The sequence below is a fragment of the Neorhizobium galegae genome, from assembly GCF_017877135.1.
Taxonomy (GTDB): Bacteria; Pseudomonadota; Alphaproteobacteria; order Rhizobiales; family Rhizobiaceae; genus Neorhizobium; species Neorhizobium galegae_A.
Window position 1 is genome coordinate 92,878 of the sequence record NZ_JAGIPH010000004.1, and the last position, 17,873, is coordinate 110,750.

General features: G+C 63.5%; 17 protein-coding genes. 13 read left to right on the forward strand and 4 right to left on the reverse strand.

Annotation, left to right across the window (positions count from 1 at the left end; all coding sequences use genetic code 11):
* Positions 1–3: 3 nt before the first annotated feature.
* From J2858_RS13400 to J2858_RS13415, 4 genes are all read right to left on the reverse strand, one after another.
* Positions 4–1,239, reverse strand: a complete 1,236-nt coding sequence (locus J2858_RS13400) for an amidohydrolase family protein (RefSeq protein ID WP_210105315.1) — start codon at positions 1,237–1,239, stop codon at positions 4–6.
* Between the two features lie 85 nt (positions 1,240–1,324).
* The gene (locus J2858_RS13405; protein WP_210105316.1) at positions 1,325–2,407 is read right to left on the reverse strand and encodes an Ldh family oxidoreductase; all 1,083 of its coding nucleotides are present in this window, start codon (positions 2,405–2,407) and stop codon (positions 1,325–1,327) included.
* A 2-nt stretch (positions 2,408–2,409) separates the two neighbouring features.
* Entirely contained in the window at positions 2,410–3,288 is an 879-nt protein-coding gene (locus J2858_RS13410; RefSeq protein ID WP_210105317.1) for a DUF4438 domain-containing protein, read from the reverse strand.
* The gene (locus tag J2858_RS13415) at positions 3,285–4,154 is read right to left on the reverse strand and encodes a DUF4438 domain-containing protein (protein WP_245366020.1); all 870 of its coding nucleotides are present in this window, start codon (positions 4,152–4,154) and stop codon (positions 3,285–3,287) included. The genes J2858_RS13410 and J2858_RS13415 overlap by 4 nt, the downstream gene beginning before the upstream one ends.
* Positions 4,155–4,397: 243 nt before the next feature.
* Between J2858_RS13415 and J2858_RS13420 the strand changes: the two genes are divergently transcribed.
* The 13 genes from J2858_RS13420 (at position 4,398) to J2858_RS13480 (ending at position 17,856) form a co-directional block, all read left to right on the forward strand.
* Positions 4,398–5,891 carry a carboxypeptidase M32 gene (locus J2858_RS13420; RefSeq protein WP_245366022.1) on the forward strand — a complete coding sequence of 498 codons (1,494 nt, stop codon included), beginning with the start codon at positions 4,398–4,400 and terminating at the stop codon, positions 5,889–5,891.
* 12 nt (positions 5,892–5,903) lie between these two features.
* On the forward strand, positions 5,904–7,106 hold the full coding sequence (locus J2858_RS13425) for a pyridoxal phosphate-dependent aminotransferase (RefSeq protein WP_210105319.1): 1,203 nt from the start codon (positions 5,904–5,906) through the stop codon (positions 7,104–7,106).
* A 12-nt stretch (positions 7,107–7,118) separates the two neighbouring features.
* Complete coding sequence (locus tag J2858_RS13430) at positions 7,119–7,604, forward strand: VOC family protein (RefSeq protein WP_149746092.1); 486 nt, start codon at positions 7,119–7,121, stop codon at positions 7,602–7,604.
* Between the two features lie 2 nt (positions 7,605–7,606).
* Positions 7,607–8,608 (forward strand): succinylglutamate desuccinylase/aspartoacylase family protein, encoded by a 1,002-nt coding sequence (locus J2858_RS13435; protein WP_210105320.1) that lies wholly within the window; start codon positions 7,607–7,609, stop codon positions 8,606–8,608.
* Between the two features lie 24 nt (positions 8,609–8,632).
* Entirely contained in the window at positions 8,633–9,550 is a 918-nt protein-coding gene (locus J2858_RS13440) for a polysaccharide deacetylase family protein (RefSeq protein ID WP_210105321.1), read from the forward strand.
* The gene (locus tag J2858_RS13445; protein ID WP_210105322.1) at positions 9,547–10,056 is read left to right on the forward strand and encodes an ureidoglycolate lyase; all 510 of its coding nucleotides are present in this window, start codon (positions 9,547–9,549) and stop codon (positions 10,054–10,056) included. Before J2858_RS13440 ends, J2858_RS13445 begins: the two co-directional genes overlap by 4 nt.
* The gene (locus J2858_RS13450; RefSeq protein WP_210105323.1) at positions 10,049–10,720 is read left to right on the forward strand and encodes a GntR family transcriptional regulator; all 672 of its coding nucleotides are present in this window, start codon (positions 10,049–10,051) and stop codon (positions 10,718–10,720) included. Before J2858_RS13445 ends, J2858_RS13450 begins: the two co-directional genes overlap by 8 nt.
* Positions 10,717–11,610 carry an NAD-dependent epimerase/dehydratase family protein gene (locus tag J2858_RS13455; RefSeq protein ID WP_210105324.1) on the forward strand — a complete coding sequence of 298 codons (894 nt, stop codon included), beginning with the start codon at positions 10,717–10,719 and terminating at the stop codon, positions 11,608–11,610. Before J2858_RS13450 ends, J2858_RS13455 begins: the two co-directional genes overlap by 4 nt.
* Entirely contained in the window at positions 11,607–12,620 is a 1,014-nt protein-coding gene (locus tag J2858_RS13460) for a Gfo/Idh/MocA family protein (RefSeq protein WP_210105325.1), read from the forward strand. Before J2858_RS13455 ends, J2858_RS13460 begins: the two co-directional genes overlap by 4 nt.
* Positions 12,621–12,685: 65 nt before the next feature.
* Complete coding sequence (locus J2858_RS13465; RefSeq protein ID WP_245366025.1) at positions 12,686–14,239, forward strand: ABC transporter substrate-binding protein; 1,554 nt, start codon at positions 12,686–12,688, stop codon at positions 14,237–14,239.
* 99 nt (positions 14,240–14,338) lie between these two features.
* Positions 14,339–15,889: an ABC transporter substrate-binding protein gene (locus tag J2858_RS13470; protein WP_210105326.1), complete on the forward strand. Its 1,551-nt coding sequence runs from the start codon at positions 14,339–14,341 to the stop codon at positions 15,887–15,889.
* A gap of 66 nt (positions 15,890–15,955) precedes the next feature.
* Complete coding sequence (locus tag J2858_RS13475; RefSeq protein WP_210105327.1) at positions 15,956–16,930, forward strand: ABC transporter permease; 975 nt, start codon at positions 15,956–15,958, stop codon at positions 16,928–16,930.
* A gap of 11 nt (positions 16,931–16,941) precedes the next feature.
* A complete protein-coding gene (locus J2858_RS13480; protein ID WP_188134367.1) occupies positions 16,942–17,856 on the forward strand; it encodes an ABC transporter permease in 915 nt (304 codons plus the stop codon).
* Positions 17,857–17,873: the final 17 nt, after the last annotated feature.

Below are 17,873 nucleotides of genomic sequence, written 5' to 3' on the forward strand. Positions count from 1 at the left end.
GGATCAATGCATCCGTTTTCCGGCAATGAAGGTCATGGCGATCTTTTCCAGCGCAAACAGGTCCTCGTCCGGCTTGCCGTCAACGACGATCAGGTCCGCGTCCTTGCCCGTCTCCACGGTGCCGATCAGGTGGTCCATCTTCGACAGTTTTGCGCCGCGGATGGTGATGGCCCTCAGGGCATCCAGACGGTCGGGGCAGACGCCGACCTCGACCATGAAATCAAGTTCCGGCGCAATCGAGCTGTGTTCCACGGCGGGGCTTCCGGCATCGGTGCCGAAGACGATCGGAACGCCGGCCTTTGCCGCGCGCACCAGCCCGCCGAAGCGCGACTTGTCGGCCACCGCCTTCTGCCGCTCGAGGATCTTCCATTCCGGGATGCCGAATTTTCGGGCGATCTCCGGCTTCGACTGCATGACCAGCGCCGAAAAGGTGGTGACGATGGGTATCTTCTTGTCGAGGAGGATCTGGATCGTCTCGTCGCTCATCGAGCCGCCATGCTCGACGCAGTCCACGCCGAATTCTGCAACGCGGCGGATGCAGGCGTCATAGGTCGCGTGCGCCGTGACCGGCAGGCGGTGCCGGTGCGCTTCGTCGATCAGCGCCTCCAGCTCGGCATCGGTGAATTCCAGCGTGTCGTGGCAGGCCATGATCTTGATGAGATCGGCGCCGCCCTTCAGCTGGTCGCGCACGGCGCGGCGCATCTCGTCGGCACCGCTCGCCTCCCGGCAGACCCAGTAGGTGTGGCCGCCGGTCTGGATGATGGCCTCACCGCTCACCTTGAGGCGCGGGCCGGGAAAGATGCCCTGTGCGACCGCCTGCTTGGTGAAGAGATTGGCGTTGTGGACGCCGAGATCGCGCACCAGCGTGATGCCCGATTGCAGGCTGCGCAGCATGTTGCCGGCCGCCTTGTAGGCGCGGATTTCCGGGCTGTCATACATGGACTGGAAGGAGAGTTCGTGGATGCCGTCCCAGGAGAGATGCGCATGGGAATTGATCATGCCGGGCATGATTGTCTTGCCCCCGGTGTCGATCACCTCGGCACCCTCCGGCATTGCGGTGAGATCCGCGCGCTGCCCGACCGCCGTGATGCGGCCGCCCTGCACCTCGACGAAACCGTCCTCGATGATCTCGTCATCGACGGCGGTGATGATGCGCCCCAGAAGCACCCGGTGCGGGGCAGGGATGTCGAACATCGGCTTGATGATCTTGGTATAGTGCCAGGCTGCGGGTTCGGGCATGGTCAAAACCTCCGGAAGGGTGGGAATGCGCGATTGCGCGCGTTGTGTTGGGGCGCCTTGGCGGGCGCGGCCTGTGCGGGCGCGCTCACAGCACGTGCTCGTGGTAGGGGCCGATGACGTCGATGCGGGAAGAGACGCCGAGTTCGCGGCCGAGCGCCAGAAGGTCGGCCAGCACCTCGTCATCCAGCGGCACGCCGTCCGCGGATTTGCGAGCGACGCGGCGCGCCTCCTGTTCGCCGGGCAGCAGGATTTCGGAAAAGCCCGGCCGTGTCTTGCGGCTCTTCACCATGCCGGCGAACTCGTCCATGCGCGCCCGAAAAGTGTCGAGCGGCATGAACCATTCGATGTCGATGGCGGTCAGCGCATGGGAGACGTCAAGGCGTGCCGGATCGGCATAGGGAGTGAGCCCGAAGCCGCCGCCACCGATCACGCCGGTCAAAACGTCGGTCATGAAGGCAAGGCCGTAGCCCTTGTATTCGCCGATGGCGAGCAGCGCGCCCTTCATGGCGGCATCGGGATCGTCGGTCACCTCGCCGTCCGGGGTCAGTGCCCAGTCGAGCGGCATTTTCCGGCCCTCGCGTGAGCGCCACAGCATCATGCCCTTGCCGGCGGTCGTCAGGGCAAAGTCCATCACGACAGGAAAGCCGAGGCCGGTCGGCGCGGCAATCCCCCAGGGATTGGTGCCGACGGCGCCCTCGCGGGCACCCCAGGGGGCCATTTCTGGTCCCGCGTTCGTATAGGCGATGCCGATGCAGCCGGCTTCTTCTGCCTGACAGGCATGCACGGCGGACGAACCGTAATGCGTGGAATTGCGCACGATCACCTGGCCGATGCCGCAGGTCTTCGATTTCTCGATGGCAAGTTTCATGGCGCGCGCCGCCGCCACGGTGCCGATGCCGTTATGCGCATCCACCAAAGCAAGCGCCGGACTTTCCTTGACGACTTCGAAGAGCGCACGCGGATCGACCAGCTTCTGGCTGATGCGTTCCTGATAGCGGCGCAGGCGCCGCACGCCCTGTCCGTGGCCCGGATGGAAGCGCAGTTCGGAAAAGATCAGCGCATCGGCAAAGATCCGGGCATCCTCAGCGCTGAGCCCCAGAACCTCGAAACCCTCGGTCATGAAGCCGGACAGGCTTTGTCTGTCGACGCTGGTCATGGAAATCGGCATCGTCAGGGCTCCAGCGCAAGAAGGGTTGCAATATTGGTGCCGGGCGCTGCAAACGACCCGAGTTCGCCCTTCGGCGCCGTCATGATGACGGTGAGCCCCGGGCCGTAGCCGGCGCGCGGACCGTCGGTCTGGCCAACGACGCCGATGCCGAGTGCGCCGCGCAGATAGCCGTGATTGTAGCGGCTGTCGGTGTTCTCGATCGCCACCACGTCGCCGAGCCGCAGCGAAGAAAGCCCGGCCTTTTCCACCTCGGCGCGATCCGTCGTCTGGATGTGCAGGCTGCCGCCTTCACTGGTGAGACCGGCGCCAGCACCAACGAGATGGGCCGGAACGGTCGCGACGACGCCGATCTTCAACACGCCGTCTTCCACCGTCTTCGGCAGCGCCTTCAAAAGCGCCGGAGAGAGGCCCTTGCAGGCAACCGCCGCATGACCACGGATCTCCATGCCGGTGCCGAGCGCGCGCACCACGATCTGGTCACCGACCGCCATCTTGCGGCGAACCTCGACCGGGAAATGCACGATCACCTGTTCGGAGAAGCGCCCGGACTTGCCGGTGACCACACCCTTGGCGCCCTGCGCCTGCCCGGTCATCACCATGGCGGTGTTGCCGAGGCAGGCAAACACGTTCAGCCCGCGGTTCTTGAGGTCATCCGTGCCCTTGATCGAAATACCGGGATGGATGCAGTCGGCCGCCCAGCCGAAGGCGCGATCCCCGACGGAGACGTTGTAGACGATGCCGCCGAAGGTCGGTAGCAGGAAGGGCGTGCCGTCGGCTGCAAGCCTATAAGGTTCGGCCGGAAGCCCGGGAAAGCCCGGATGCGCGATGGCGCCGCCAACCGAGACGGAAACCAGATCGGCCTCGTTCAACTCAATGCTCATGCGCGGGCTCCGATCGAGAAATAGTCGGCAATGTTGGCGGTGGGATCGATGTGGAAGGTGATGCCGCCGATGGCTGCGGTCATCAGGGTCAGAATGCCGGGACCGTGGCCGGTCATGACGGAATCGCCGTGGATGCAGAGCGCGATCGACACCGCGCCTTCGCGGTAGGATCGGCCGAAATGGTGATCGGCATGGTGGATGGCGATGAGATCGCCGAGCCGCATCCGGTCGATGCCGAGATCGGCCATCAGCTGGCGGTCGCCGCTCATCAGGTCCTGGTCGACATATTCGGAATTCAGTTCGGCGCCCGATCCCATGATGTCGATCGGCAGTTCCATGGCAACCGGCACATGCAGGGTGCCGTCCTTGCCGCGCGTCAGGCGCAGCGCCTGCAGCAGGCGCGGACTGGTCTTCTTGAATTCGACATAGGGAAAATCGGCAAGCGCAATGCCACGCCCCTTGGCCATGATCTGGATCTGGTCGCCGATGTTGAGCTTCTCGTTCACCTCGTCCGGGAAATCGACCAGCAGCCGCGCATGTTCGCCGGTCACCACGCCGCGTGCCCCCTTGGCAAGGCCCGAGGTCACCATGGCTTCGTTGCCGATGCAGGTGAGATAGTGCAGGGCGAAATCGGATTTCTCGTCTGGGTGGGCAATGGAGACGCCGGGCTCGACATGGTCGCCCGCCCAGCCGAAGGCACGGTCGCCGACGCGGGCATTGTAGGTCACCCCGTACATGCCGGGCAGCATGACGCCGCGGCCGTCGGGATGGTGGAGATAGCCTCCGGGCCGCAGCGCCGGCTGGCTGACATAGCCGCACACGGCCATCTCCACGAGGCTGTCCTCGTTGCTCTTCAGGTCACTCAATTTCCGTTCCCCTTCGGCTGTTTTCCGCCGTTCGAAAAAGTTCCGGAGCGCTCGCTTGACAGCTGGTGATTTTCCGGATCAGTATCTGCGCATCGATTGTCGACTGTATACAAGCACACAGAATGCATATTGAAATTTAGACGTCAAGCGTCCAGTTGGCCACGATAAAGAAATGCAAATAACAGAGGGGTGCGAGGCGATCGTCTCGTAGAAACAATGAGTTATGCGGATTTTATGGACGCGATGGGCCAGGTCAACGACCTGCTGAACGCGGAATCGATCCTGAAGTGGGACGCCCGGACCATGATGCCGCCCGGCGGCGCCGTGACACGCGGCAAGCAGGTCTCGACGCTCGCGGTCCTCGCCCGCGACCTGCTGGTGTCAGACGATACCCGACGCAAACTCGACGCGGCCGCACGGGAGATGGCGGCCAAGCCGGAGGATGCCGTCGAGCAGGTGATGATCGCCCAGGCCCGCGCGGCGATCGACTACCATCTCGCCATTCCCGCAAGCCTTCTGCAGCGGCGCACCGAACTCGGCTCCATCGGCCAGGTTGTCTGGGCGAAGGCGCGGGCGGAGAACGATTTTGCCTCCTTCGCGCCGATCCTCGAGCAGACGGTGGCGCTGAACCGCGAGATGGCCGAGGTGATCGGCTATTCGGAGCATCCCTATGATGCACTGATGTTTCGCTTTGAGCCGGGCGAGACGGTGGCGACGCTGAAGACGCTGTTTGGCCGCCTGCGCGAGGCGCTTCTGCCGCTGGTCCGCGCCATCGGCGAGAAGCCGGAGCCGCGCTTCGATTTCCTGAGGCGCCACTACCCCATCGACCGGCAGCACCAGTTTGCCCTGAAGATGGCGGAGACGGTGGGCTATGATCTGAACCGTGGTCGCCTCGACACCACTGTCCACCCGTTCGAGGTGTCCTTCACCCGCAACGACGTGCGCATCACCACGCGATTCAATCCGACCTACATGCCGGCAAGCCTGTTCGGCGCGCTGCATGAGGCAGGCCACGGGCTTTACGAGCAGGGCGTCGACGAGGCCTATACGCGCACTCCGTTCGCCACGGATCTCGTGGGCCTCTATGCGGTGGGCGGCGTCTCCTTCGGCGCGCATGAAAGCCAGTCGCGCCTCTGGGAGAACCATGTCGGCCGCGCCCGCGCTTTCTGGAACATCCATTTTGCAACAGCGCAGGAATTCTATCCCGAGCAGCTTGGCGATGTCACGGCCGAGGAATTCTACCGGGCCATCAACCGCTGCAAGCCGGGCTTTATCCGGGTCGAGGCGGATGAACTGACCTATGATTTCCACGTGATGCTGCGCACCGACATCGAGGCGGCGCTGATCGACGGTTCGCTGAAGGTAAAGGACCTGCCGGAGGCCTGGAACGCCAAGATCAAGGAGTACCTGGGTCTTGATGTGCCCAATGATACGCTGGGCGTGCTGCAGGACGTGCACTGGTCGTCCGGGCAGATCGGCACCTTCTGCAACTATACGATCGGCAATGTGATGGCCGGCCAGCTGTTCGAGACGGCAAGCCGCGATCCCGTCATCGCCGAAGGGCTCTCCAGCGGCAATTACGATCCGCTGCGCGCCTTCATGGTGGAGCATGTGCACCAGCACGGCCGCCGCTATTCGCGCGACACGCTGCTCGTCAAGGCAACCGGCCGGCCGCTCGATCCGGAACCCTACATCGCCCACCTCACGCGCAAATATTCCGAGCTTTACGAACTGTAAGGGAGGGCAGCCATGTCCGAGAACCAGCCACTGTCCGGACGCCTTGCCGACCGCGTGAAGCTTCGGGAAGAGCATGTCATTACCCGCATGGCCGATATTGCGGAAAAGCTGACGGATGTGATCCGCCTTGGCCGAGGCGATCCCGATCTCGACACACCCGCCCATATCGTCAAGGCGGGGCAGGATGCGCTCGGGCGGGGCGAGACCCATTACGGCCATCCACTCGGCTTGCCGGCGCTGCGCCAGGCGATTGCCGAAAACATCAGGGCGCATGGCGGCGCCGATTACGCGCCGGACGAGATCGTCGTCACCCCCGGTGGTCAGCACGCGATGTTCGTCATCGCGCTTGCCCTTTTGAACCCCGGCGACGAGATCATCGTGCCGTGCCCGGGCTACAATCCCTATAGCCAGGCCGCCGAACTCTCTTCGGCGGAGGTGGTGCCGGTGCGCATGAGCATGGACACCAATTTCACACTGACGGCGGCGATGATCGAGGCGCATATCACGCCGCGCAGCAAGGTTCTGGTGCTGATCAATCCGAACAACCCGACCGGCACGGTGACGCCGCCGGACGAGGTGGAACGGATCGCCAAACTCGCCATCAAGCATGACCTGATCGTCATTTCCGACGAAATCTATGCCCGCCTCGTCTATGGCAACCAGCGCATCCAGCCGGTGGCGGCGCTACCGGGCATGCGCGAGCGGACAATTACGCTCTCGGGCTTTTCCAAGGCCTATGCCATGACCGGCTGGCGCGTCGGCTATTTCGCCGGGCCGAAGGCGCTGATCACGGCGATGGCCGAGATCAACCATGCCTTTGCCATTTCGACGGCATCCGTCAGCCAGCACGCGGCACTCGCAGCCCTCACTGGCCCGCAGGACTGCGTCGAGGAGATGCGCCTGATCTATGACGAGCGCCGCAAGGCGCTCTGCGAGGGCCTTGATCGCATCGGCATTCCCTATGCCGAGCCGCAGGGTGCCTTCTATGTCTATGCCAATGTCTCGGTGGTGGGCATCCCGGCCAGTCTCTTCTGCGAGCGCCTGCTCGCCGAAGGCCGGGTAATGATCTATCCCGGCCGCATTTACGGCGACTACACGGATGATTTCGTCCGCATGTCGCTGACCCAGCCCGTGGAACGCATCCGCGAGGCAATGACCCGCATCCAGACCGTCGTCCATGCCATCCGGTCCGAGCGCTCCGCGCCAGCCGCCTGAAGAGAGGTTCTCATGTCCGTCAAGTCAGACAATCCCAACGTCAAGTCCATCAAGCACATGGCCTTTGCCGTGCGTGACGCCAAGGCCGCGCTGGAAAACTATGCCAAGTTCCTCGACGTGCCCGCCGAGACGGCGCTGATCGACTACCCGAAGTCGAAGAACCGCGTCGCGCTCTTCAATCTCGGCGGAATCGAATACCAGCTCTGCCAGTCGCTGGAGGAGGGCGGTCGCTTCGATGCGTGGATCAAGGAGCGCGGCGCCGAGGGCCTGCATCACATCTGCTACGAGGTGGAGAACATCGACCAGGCGCTCGACCACGCCAAGGAACAGGGCGCGGAACTGCGCATCTGCAAGGCCTGCGGCGTCTATGGCTCGCACCCGCACCCGGAAGGCTATGTCGCCTTCCTCGACAATGATGCCGGCGGCATCGAGATCGAGTTCATGCAGGTCTACACGCCCGAAGAGCTTGAAAAGTATAATCAGTACAAGGGTATCTGAGCATGTCGGAAGCCAAGACCGTTACCGTTGGTACTGCAACCGCAAGGCCCGGCGAAGTGGTGCGCGGGTTCATTCCCGTCACCGAGCTTGCCGGCGGCTCGAAGGTTGAAATCCCGCTGGTCATCGTCAACGGCGTCAAGCCCGGCCCGGTATTCTGGGTGGATGGCGCGATCCATGGCGACGAGCCGGAAGGACCGCTTGCCTGCGCCATTGCGCTGAAGGAAGTCGATCCGCAGCAACTGTCCGGCACGCTCGTGATGGTGCCGGTCATGAACGTGATGGCGTTCGAGAACGCCAATCGCGGCAATCCGCTCGACACCTTCTCCTTCGACATGAACCGTATCTATCCCGGTCGTGCCAACGGTTATCTCTCCGAACGGGTGGCCTGGGCGCATTCGCAATGGATGAGCAAGGTCGCCGATTTCGAGATCTCCATCCATTCCGGCGGCGCGCATTCCTTCCTCGCCAAGGCGATCTTCGTGGACGAAAGCCCGGCCTCGGTCGAACTGGCCATGGCCATGGGCGAGGGCTGGGGCTGCATCATGTCCAACTTCCTGCCCAAGGGCTCGCCCATGGCGCAGATGAAGGAGATCGGCAAGACGGGCATCACCGTCGAGCTTGGCGGACGCTCCGCCACCTCGCCGGAACGCTTTGCCCATGTCGCCCGCGAACTGGCGAACTCGATCCTCAACATCCTCAGGCACTACAAGATGTATCCGGGGACCGCGACCTATCCGACGGATGCGACGAAGGGCCAGCAGGAGGCGCTGCTGGCGCCTGCCTCCGGCATCTTCATTCCGACGCCCGGCGTGGATTTCCTCAAGCCCATGACCAAGGGGCAGTCGATTGCCCGGATCGTCAACATCTTCGGGGATGAACTTGCCGAACTCGTGGCGCCTGCCGATGGCATGATCTTTGGTCTGAGAGCCCTGCCGAACGTCAACACCGGCGACTGGTGCTGCTTCTTCAACAAGGTCGAGGGAGCGCGCGTCTGGCCGGCGTGAGCCGGCAGGGCGTCAGGGGGCACCATGCGAGATTTCATCGGATATGCCAATCGACCTCCTCAGTTCCGCTGGCCGGGTGACAGCGGCCTCGCGGTCAACATCGTCCTGAACTACGAGGAGGGATCGGAATATTCGGTCGCGGACGGTGATGGCCGTTCGGAAACCGCGCTGCTGGAGATCAACCAGCCGCGCGTGCCCCCCGGCGATCGCGATCTCGCATCCGAAAGCATGTATGAATATGGCAGCCGTGTCGGCTTCTGGCGTCTGCACCGGCTGTTTACCGAGCGCAATCTGCCGCTGACGGTGTTTGCCAGCGCCCAGGCGCTGGAGCGCAATGCAGAGGTGGCAGCGGCCATTGCCCGCACCGACTGGGACATTGCCTGCCACGGATGGCGGTGGGTGGAGCATTACCGGCTGGACGAGGCGACCGAGCGCGAGCATATCGCCCGCGCCTTCGACAGTATCGTTGCAACCGTGGGCCGTCCGCCCGCCGGCTGGTATTCCCGCTACAGCCGCAGTGCCGCGACCCGGCGGCTGGTGGTCGAGCATGGCGGCTATGACTATGACAGCGATGCCTATAATGACGAGGTGCCCTACTGGGTCCGCGTCGATGGACGCCCGCATCTTGTCGTTCCCTATTCTCTCGTCACCAATGACGCCAAGTTCGTACAGGGCGGCTGGGTCACAGGCCGCAGCTATGCGGAATTCCTGATCGAAACCTTCGACATGCTGCTGAAGGAAAGCCGGTCGCAGCCGCGCATGATGTCGGTCGGCCTGCATCCGCGGGTGATCGGTCATCCCGGCCGCGCCTCCGGTCTCGAACGTTTTCTCGATCACGTGGCGGGCTGTGAGGGCGTCTGGATGGCGCGGCGGCAGGATATCGCCCGCCACTGCAAGGCCGAAATGCCCTTCGACGCGCTGGCTGCAAAGGAGAGCACATGAATTTCGTGCCTCTGGAGCAGGGACTATCCGCGCAGGATTTTGCGCCGTTCGGCGGCTTCATAGACAGGCCGGGCGTGATCGGCGATCGGCGGTTCTATTCGGACTGGCTGGGTGCGGCCCGCCCGGACTGCGCACCGGTGCTGCACACCAACCGCATTGCTCCCAGCGAATGCCCGGTCGCGCTCGACAGCCTGGAACATCACCCGCACGCGGCCCAGGTTTTTCTGCCTCTCGATGTATCGCGCTATCTGGTGATGGTGGCGCCCTCCGATGCGGACGGTCGGCCCCTGATCAGCGCGCTCAGGGCCTTCGTGATGCCGGGCTCCCTCGGCGTCGTCTACCGGCCCGGCATCTGGCATGCGGGCGCCCGTGTTCTGGATCGCGAGGGCAGTTTTGCCGTGCTGATGTGGCGCGGTTCGCAAAACGACGACGTGCATCTGCCGATCGCGCGGCTTCTCGTCGGCCCGGACCCGGAGAAGGCGATGGTAGGAGGCGCGCATGGTTGAGCCACAGGCCGATATCGCCCGTATCGAAAGCCTGCCGCTGAGGCTGGTGGTGGCCGACATGCTGCGCACCGGCATCGTGGAGGGCCGGTTGCGGCCCGGCACGCCGATCGTCGAGGCGGCGCTAGCGGAGCAGCTGAACGTGTCGCGCGCGCCGGTGCGCGAAGCGATCCAGATCCTCGAAGCCGACGGGCTGATCGACAACCTTCCCTACAAGGGCAAGCGGGTAAAGCCGCTGACGGCCAAATCCGTCGAGGAAATCTACAGCATCCGCGAGCAGTTCGAGGCCTTCGCCGTCCGGCGTATCATCGAGAGCGGCGCGGATGTTAGCCCGCTGAGCGAGCATGTGTCGGCGATGTTTGCCGCAGCCGATGCGGCCGATCTCGTGGCCCTGATTGCCGCCGATGCCGCCTTTCATCGCACCCTCATCCGGCTTGCCGATCACGGCCTGCTGCTGACGCTCTGGGATCATCTGGCGCTGCGCATCCGGCAGATCATGGCTCTGCGCAATCGCGCCAATGCGGACCTGCGCCAGGTTGCGGCCAATCATCCGCCGATCGTGGAGGCACTTACCGCCCGCGACCTGGACCGTGTGCTCTCTCTTGTGTCGCAGCACAGCCGATCCGCCTCGGAAATCGACCTGAAATGGCTGGAGGTCGCGCCATGACCCGGCCCGGTATTCTCATCACCGGTGGCGGCGGTTTCGTCGGCTCGCATCTGGCCGAGGGGTTTTGGGCGCTGGGCTATCCGGTCACGGCGCTCGATCGCGCCTTCGATGCCGCGACGCGAAGCCGGCTTGCCGGCATCCGGTTGATCGAGGCGGAGTTGACCGCTGAGACACTGCGGGCCGCGATGGACGAGACCATCGGCATCGTCATCCATGGTGCGGCGCTGACAACGCCGCCGGAATGCCTCGGGATCTCCGAGATTGCCCATGTGCGGGACAACGTCACCCTGCTGATCGATTGCCTCGATCAGGCCGTGGCGCGGGGGATCGGCTGCTTCATCTTTCTGTCCTCGTCCGGTGTCTTCGCCTTTGATGAGGCCGAACTGCTGGATGAGGCCGTCGCGCCGCAGGGCACGTCCGCCTATGCGCTGGCAAAGCGTGCCGGCGAAGTGATCGCCCTGGCGCGGCCGGAAACGCTCGTGCTGCGGCTTGGGCCGCTCTACGGACCGCACGAGGAAAGCCGCCCGACACGTCGCTTCGTCTCGCCGGTCCGCCAATGGCTCGACGCTGCGCAGAAGGGAATGCCGCTTGACGTCGCTAGTCCGCAATCGCGGCGCGACTGGACCTTCCTGCCGGATCTTTCCGCAGCGATCGACCGCCTGATCCGCGCAGAGGCGCGCGGCCTCATGCATCTGACATCCGGGGAGATCATCTCCGATCTCGCACTTGCCGAAACGATTGCCGCGCGCACGCCCGGCCTAGTCGCGGAGCGTGCAGACGAAACCGGGCCAAGGCGGGTGCCGATGGTCTCGCGCCGCCCGGATCTTAAGGGCTTTGCCTGGACGCCGCTGGAGCGCGGCCTGCACCTGATGTCGGAGGTTCGCTCATGACGCCGCTGCGTTTCATCATCGTCGGCCTCGGCGCCCGCGCCCAGTACTGGATCAAGGTCCTGCAGGCCAATGCCGATTGCCGGATCGTCGGCCTCATCGACCCGCTGGAGGCCAACCGCACCCGCGCCGCAGACCAGTGCCCGGATGCGGTGACCGGCGCGGATCTGACGCTGATCGACCATCTTCCGGCCGATGCGGTGCTGCTCTGCACGCCGCCTACCGGGCGTGAAGCGCAGATCGAGGCCTGCTGCCGTGCAGGCCTGCCGATCCTTGCCGAAAAACCGCTGGCGGACAGCGTGCCTCGCGCTCGCGATTATGTCGCCATGGCGGAATCCGCCGGCGTGCCGCTGATGGTGGTGCTCAACTTCCGCTATCTGCCGGTTACGCGCCAGGCGCTGCGTCTGTTTGCCGACGAGGTCGGGCAACCCGCATTCTCGCGCTTCACCTACGAGCGCTGGCGGGATGGTTACCTGCCGCATCTCAACAAGTACCCGCTCACCATGCAGCATCCGATGCTCTGGGAGCAGTCGATCCATCATTTCGACCTGATGCGTTTCGTCTATGGTGCGGAGCCCGTGTCGATCTATGCCCGCACCTTCAATCCGCCGTGGTCGATGTATGCCGATGACGCCAATGTCAGCGCCATCATCACCTTCGCCAATGGTGTCGTCACCGAATACCAGGGCACATGGCAGGGCAACTGGAGCGTACCCGGCTTCGAATGGCGTCATGATTGCGCAGAAGGCGTAGTCATCCAGAAGGATCAGTTCGGATCGCTGGGTTTTGCCCGGCGTGCAGAGGGCGCCCTGACCGAGGTGCCGCTGCCGGCCTACCGGCAGTGGATCGACGATGCCTCCGCACTCCTCATCCGTTTCGTCGCAGCCCTTCGGGGCGAGGGCCCGCTCGAGTGTTCGGGCCGCGACCATCTCCATTCGCTCCAGATGGTGGAAGCCTGCATTCAGTCCTCCCGGACAGGGCAAGCCATCCAGATTGCCGATCTCATGACGTGACGGGGCGATCGATCGGCCAAAGCAGACAAGCCAAGAATAACCACAGAGGGCAAGGAACTTCAGAAATGGGAAAGAACGGTCTTTTCATTGCCGGGTTGGCGGCCCTTATGGCCTCCGCCAGCATCGCCTCCGCCGCGCCGCCGGATGACACGCTCGTCCTCGGCATTTCCGCGGACGCAACCACCTTCGATCCGGCCGCCATCAGCAGCCGCGACAATTCCAACATCGCCAAGCATATCTTCGGCACGCTCTATGAGGTGAGCGCGACCGGCGAAATCGTGCCGCAGATGGCCGAATCCTACAAGGAAGCGCCGGACGGTCTGTCCTATACCTACAAGCTGAAACCCGGCCTCACCTGCGAGGACGGCGAGGCCTTCACCGCCGAGGATGCCGCCTATTCCTTCAACCGCGCTGCAGACCCCGCCAACAAGTTCACCGGCAACACGCCGGGCTTCGTCTATTCCTCCATCGCCTTCAAGGGCGCGGAAGCGGTGTCGGACCTCGAGGTCAAGGTCAAGCTCGGCCAGAAGAACCCGGTCTCCTTCGGCCTGATCGCCGAAGTCTTCATGCACTGCAAGAACAGCTACGAGAAGATGAGCCTGCAGGATGCCGCCACCAAGCCGGTGGCATCCGGTCCCTATCGTCTCGTTTCCTGGGATCGCGGCTCCAAGATCGTGCTGGAGAAGCGCCAGGAGCCGGCAACCTTCAAGACGATCGTCTGGCGGGTCATTCCGGAAGCCTCGACGCGCACCGCCGAACTGATGGCGGGTAATGTCGACATCATCACCAATGTCGCGCCCGATCAGGTCGAGACGATCAACAAGTCCGGCGTCGCCGAGGTGAAGAGCGTTGCCGGCACGCGCCGCATCTATGTGGGCTTCAACCTGCGCGACGATTTTGCCAAAACCCCGGCCGGTGCGGCCATCCAGAAGACGGATGTCCGCAAGGCGCTTCAATACGCGATCGATGTGCCGGCGATCTGCAAGCAACTCTTGAACTTCGAGTGCACCCGCGCCACCGGCCTCGTCAATCCGCCGAATGCCAATCCGGCGCTAAAACCCTATCCCTATGATCCCGACCAGGCGGAAAAGCTGCTGGATGCCGCAGGCTATCCGCGGGGCGCCGATGGCACCCGTTTCACGATCAAGATGCAGGCGCCGCGCGGCCGCTATCTGAACGATGCCAATGTGGCGCTCGCCATCGGTCAGTATCTGAGCGATGTCGGCGTCAAGACGGATGTCGAACTGCTGGAGTGGTCGTCGGTATACGTGCCGCTGATTTCCAAGCACGATGCAGGCCCGCTGTTCCTCCTCGGCAGCGGCGGTGCCACCTGGTCGGCGCTCTACGACATGACCGATCTATCAACGCCGACCGCCGGCACGAACTACACCTCCTGGAGCAATCCGGCCTGGTTCGACGGCTGGGCCAAGATTGCGGCCGCCGGCTCGGCTGCCGACCAGCGCAAGATCATCGACCAGATGCTGGACGTTTTCTACAACGACCCGCCGTGGCTGATGCTCTACTTTCAGCCGGATTTCTACGGCGTTTCCAAGCGCGTCGCCTTTGCGCCGCGGCGCGACGAGAAGGTCTATCTCTTCGACGCCAAGCTGAACAAGTGATCGGATGACAGTCGCCGCCGCTCTTTTCGTCAGGGGCGGCGGCGATCGGGACTGCATGGGCATAATCAAAGACAAAAACGTCTTGAAGGGGAACCCACGATGACAAGCCTGATCCGCATCCTGGCAACGGGCTGCGCCTTGCTCTGCGGCCTTGCCGCCGCGCAGGCCGCACCGCCGCCAGACACACTGGTGGTCGGCCTCAGCGCCGACGCTTCCACATTCGATCCCGCCCAGATTTCCAGCCGGGATAACGCCAATATCGCCAAGCACATTTTCGCAACGCTCTACACCGTCAACTTCGAGGGCGAGATCAAGCCGTATCTTGCGGAGAAAACCGATGTGAGTGCCGACGGCCTCTCCTATCTCGTCAAGATCAAGCCGAACCTCACCTGCGACAACGGCGAGGCGCTGACAGCAGAGGATGTCGCCTATTCTTTCAACCGGCCGGCGGACAAGTCCAAGAAGTTCACCGGCAATTCGGCAGGCTTCGTGTTTCCGACGCTCGGCTTCAAGTCCGCCGAGGTGGTGGACGATCTGACGGTGCGTATCAACCTGTCGGCGAGGACGACGCTCGCGCTTGGTATGATGGCGCAGATCTACATCCACTGTAAGGATGCCTACGAGGCGATGACGCTGGAGCAGGCGTCCACGAACCCGGTCGGCTCCGGGTCCTACCGGCTGGTGTCCTGGCAACGCGGCGCGCAGATCGTTCTGGAAAAGGTCAAGGATCCCGGCCGTTTCAAGAGGATCGTCTGGCGGATCATTCCCGAGGCATCAACCCGCACGGCCGAACTGATCGCCGGCAATGTCGACATCATCACCAACGTGTCGCCCGACCAGATCGGCGCCATCGATGCGTCCGGCACGGCAGCGGTGGAAAAGGTGAGCGGCACGCGCCGCATGCAGGTGGGCTACAACCTCAGTCCCAATGCCGCCGGCATGCCGGGTGCGGCCGAAATCCAGAACCCCAAGGTGCGCTTTGCCCTGCAATATGCGGTGGATGTGCCGGGCATCTGCAGCCAGTTGCTCGGCACCACCTGCGAGCGGGCCACAAGCCTCGTCAATCCGCCGAACGGCAATCCGGACCTGAAGCCGGTGCCCTATGATCCGGCCATGGCCGAAAAGCTTCTGGACGAGGCCGGCTATCCGCGTGGCGCCGATGGCGTGCGGTTTCACATCCGCCTGCAGGGTCCGCGCGGCCGCTATCTCAACGACGCCAATGTCGTGCAGGCCATCGGTCAATATCTGACGGATGTGGGCGTCCAGACGGATGTCGAGCTTCTCGAATGGGCCTCCGTCTACTCGCCGCTGCTGCGGGCCAAGAAAATGGCGCCGCTGTTCTTTCTGGGGCAGGGGGGCGTCACCTGGAACCCGCTCTACGACATGAGCCTGTTTTCGACGCCGGACGCCACCACCAACTACCAGAGCTGGACAGATCCGCGCTGGTTCGACGACTGGAAGCTGGCGCTGGCCGCCCCCTCGGTGGCCGAAGCCCGGCCGGTCATCAATCGCATGCTGAAACTCTTCTACGAGGAAGGCCCCTGGCTGCAACTCTATTTCCAGCCGGATTTCTACGGCGTGTCGAAGCGCGTCGCCTGGAAGCCTCGGCGTGACGAGGAAATCGATCTCTTCGACGCCTCCCTGAAATAGCAGCCCCCGCGCTGCGCAGGATCAGCCTGCGCAGCGCAAGCCATCACAGACGAGACAGGACGTGGCATGTGGACTTTCATCATTCGCCGGTTGCTTCAGAGCATCATCGTGATTTTGGGCGTGACTGCGATCAGCTTCGTCGCGTTGCAGATCGGCGGCGATCCGACGTATCTTTATGTGTCGGAGCGTGCGACGGCAGAAGAGATCCAGCAGACGCGCGTGGCGCTCGGCTTCGACCGTCCATTGTACGAGCAGTATTTCACGTTCGTCGGTCACTTGGTCCAGGGCGATTTCGGAACGTCGCTCTCCTATAAACGCCCGGCTCTCGAAGCGGTCCTGGAGGCCCTGCCAGCCACCATCGAGCTGACGCTGTTTGCCATGATCTTTGCGATCGTGCTCGCCATTCCGCTCGGCGTGTTTGCGGCGCTCTATCGTGGCTCGGCGCTCGACGGGTCGATCATGACCATGGGCATGCTGGGACAGTCGATCCCGAGCTTCTGGCTCGGCATCATGATGATCATGTTCTTCGGGCTTTATCTCCGCTGGTTGCCGATCTCGGGCCATGTGCCGTTCCTGGTGCCCCTGCTGCAGGGCCATGTGGTGGAGGCCTTCAGCCAGTTGCCGATGGCGCTCTATTATCTCGTGATGCCGGGTGTCGCGGTGGGCTTCTATTCGCTCTCGCGCAATGCACGGCTGGTGCGCTCTTCCATGCTGGAAGTGCTGGGGCAGGATTTCGTCAGAACCGCCCGCTCCAAGGGCATTCCGGAAGCCGCCGTGGTCATTCATCACGCGCTGCGCAATGCCTGGTTGCCGGTCGTTACCATGGTCGGGCTGGAATTCGGCTTCCTGCTTGGCGGTGTCGTGGTCGTCGAGATGATCTTCTCCTGGCCCGGCATCGGCCGGCTGGTGTTCAACGCGATCAACCAGCGCGACATTCCCGTCGTGCAGGCCTGCGTGATCATGCTCTCGGTCATCTTCATCAGCCTCAATCTCCTTGTCGATCTGATCTATGTGCGGATCGATCCGCGCGTGAAACTGTAAGGGTCCGAACCATGGCTTCAGCAACCCAAGGCCTCCCACAACCGGCCATGAATTATCGACGCCGGGAATTCAGGCGCGCCTGGCGCAGCATGGTCGCGGCGAAATGGCCGCTTCTGGCCTTGCTCATCCTCGTCTGCGTCATCTTCGCCGCCCTCTTCGGTCCGCAGATCGCGCCGCTCGATCCCAACCGCCAGAACATCATGCTGCGGCTCGCCGGCCCCATGACCGAGGGCCGGGGCAAGACGCTCTTCCTGCTTGGCACCGACGGGCTCGGGCGCGATGTCTTCTCGCGGCTCCTTTACGGTGCGCGTGTTTCGCTGCTGGTCGGCATCAGCGCCATCCTGGTTGGCGGCACCATCGGCGTCGTGGCGGGGCTGGTGTCGGGCTATTTCGGCGGCTGGATCGATGACGTGATCATGCGGCTCGGCGATATCCAGCTCGCCTTTCCCTTCATCCTCTTCGCCATCATGTTCCTCGTCATTCTGGGGCCGGGGCTTGCCAACATCATTCTGGTGCTGGGCGTCGGACAATGGGTAACCTATGCCCGCATCGTCCGGGCCCAGACCTTGTCGCTGCGCGAAAAGGAATATGTGGAGGCGGCCCGTGCGCTGGGCGACAGCACGGTGTCTGTCATCTTCCGCACCATCCTGCCCAATATCATGGCGCCGCTCACCGTCATTGCCTCCTTCAACGTGGCAAGCGTCATCCTGTCGGAAGCATCGCTCTCTTTTCTCGGCCTCGGTGTGCCGCCGTCTGTTCCCACCTGGGGATCGATGCTGGCGGAGAGCCGCGACCAGCTTCTGGCCAACAAGTGGTGGTTGGCCTTCTATCCCGGCATCGCCATCGTCATGACGGTGCTTTCCTTCAACATTCTGGGCGACTGGCTGCGCGATTTCCTCGATCCGCGCCTGAAGACGCTCGGCTGACCCCAAGGACATCCCTC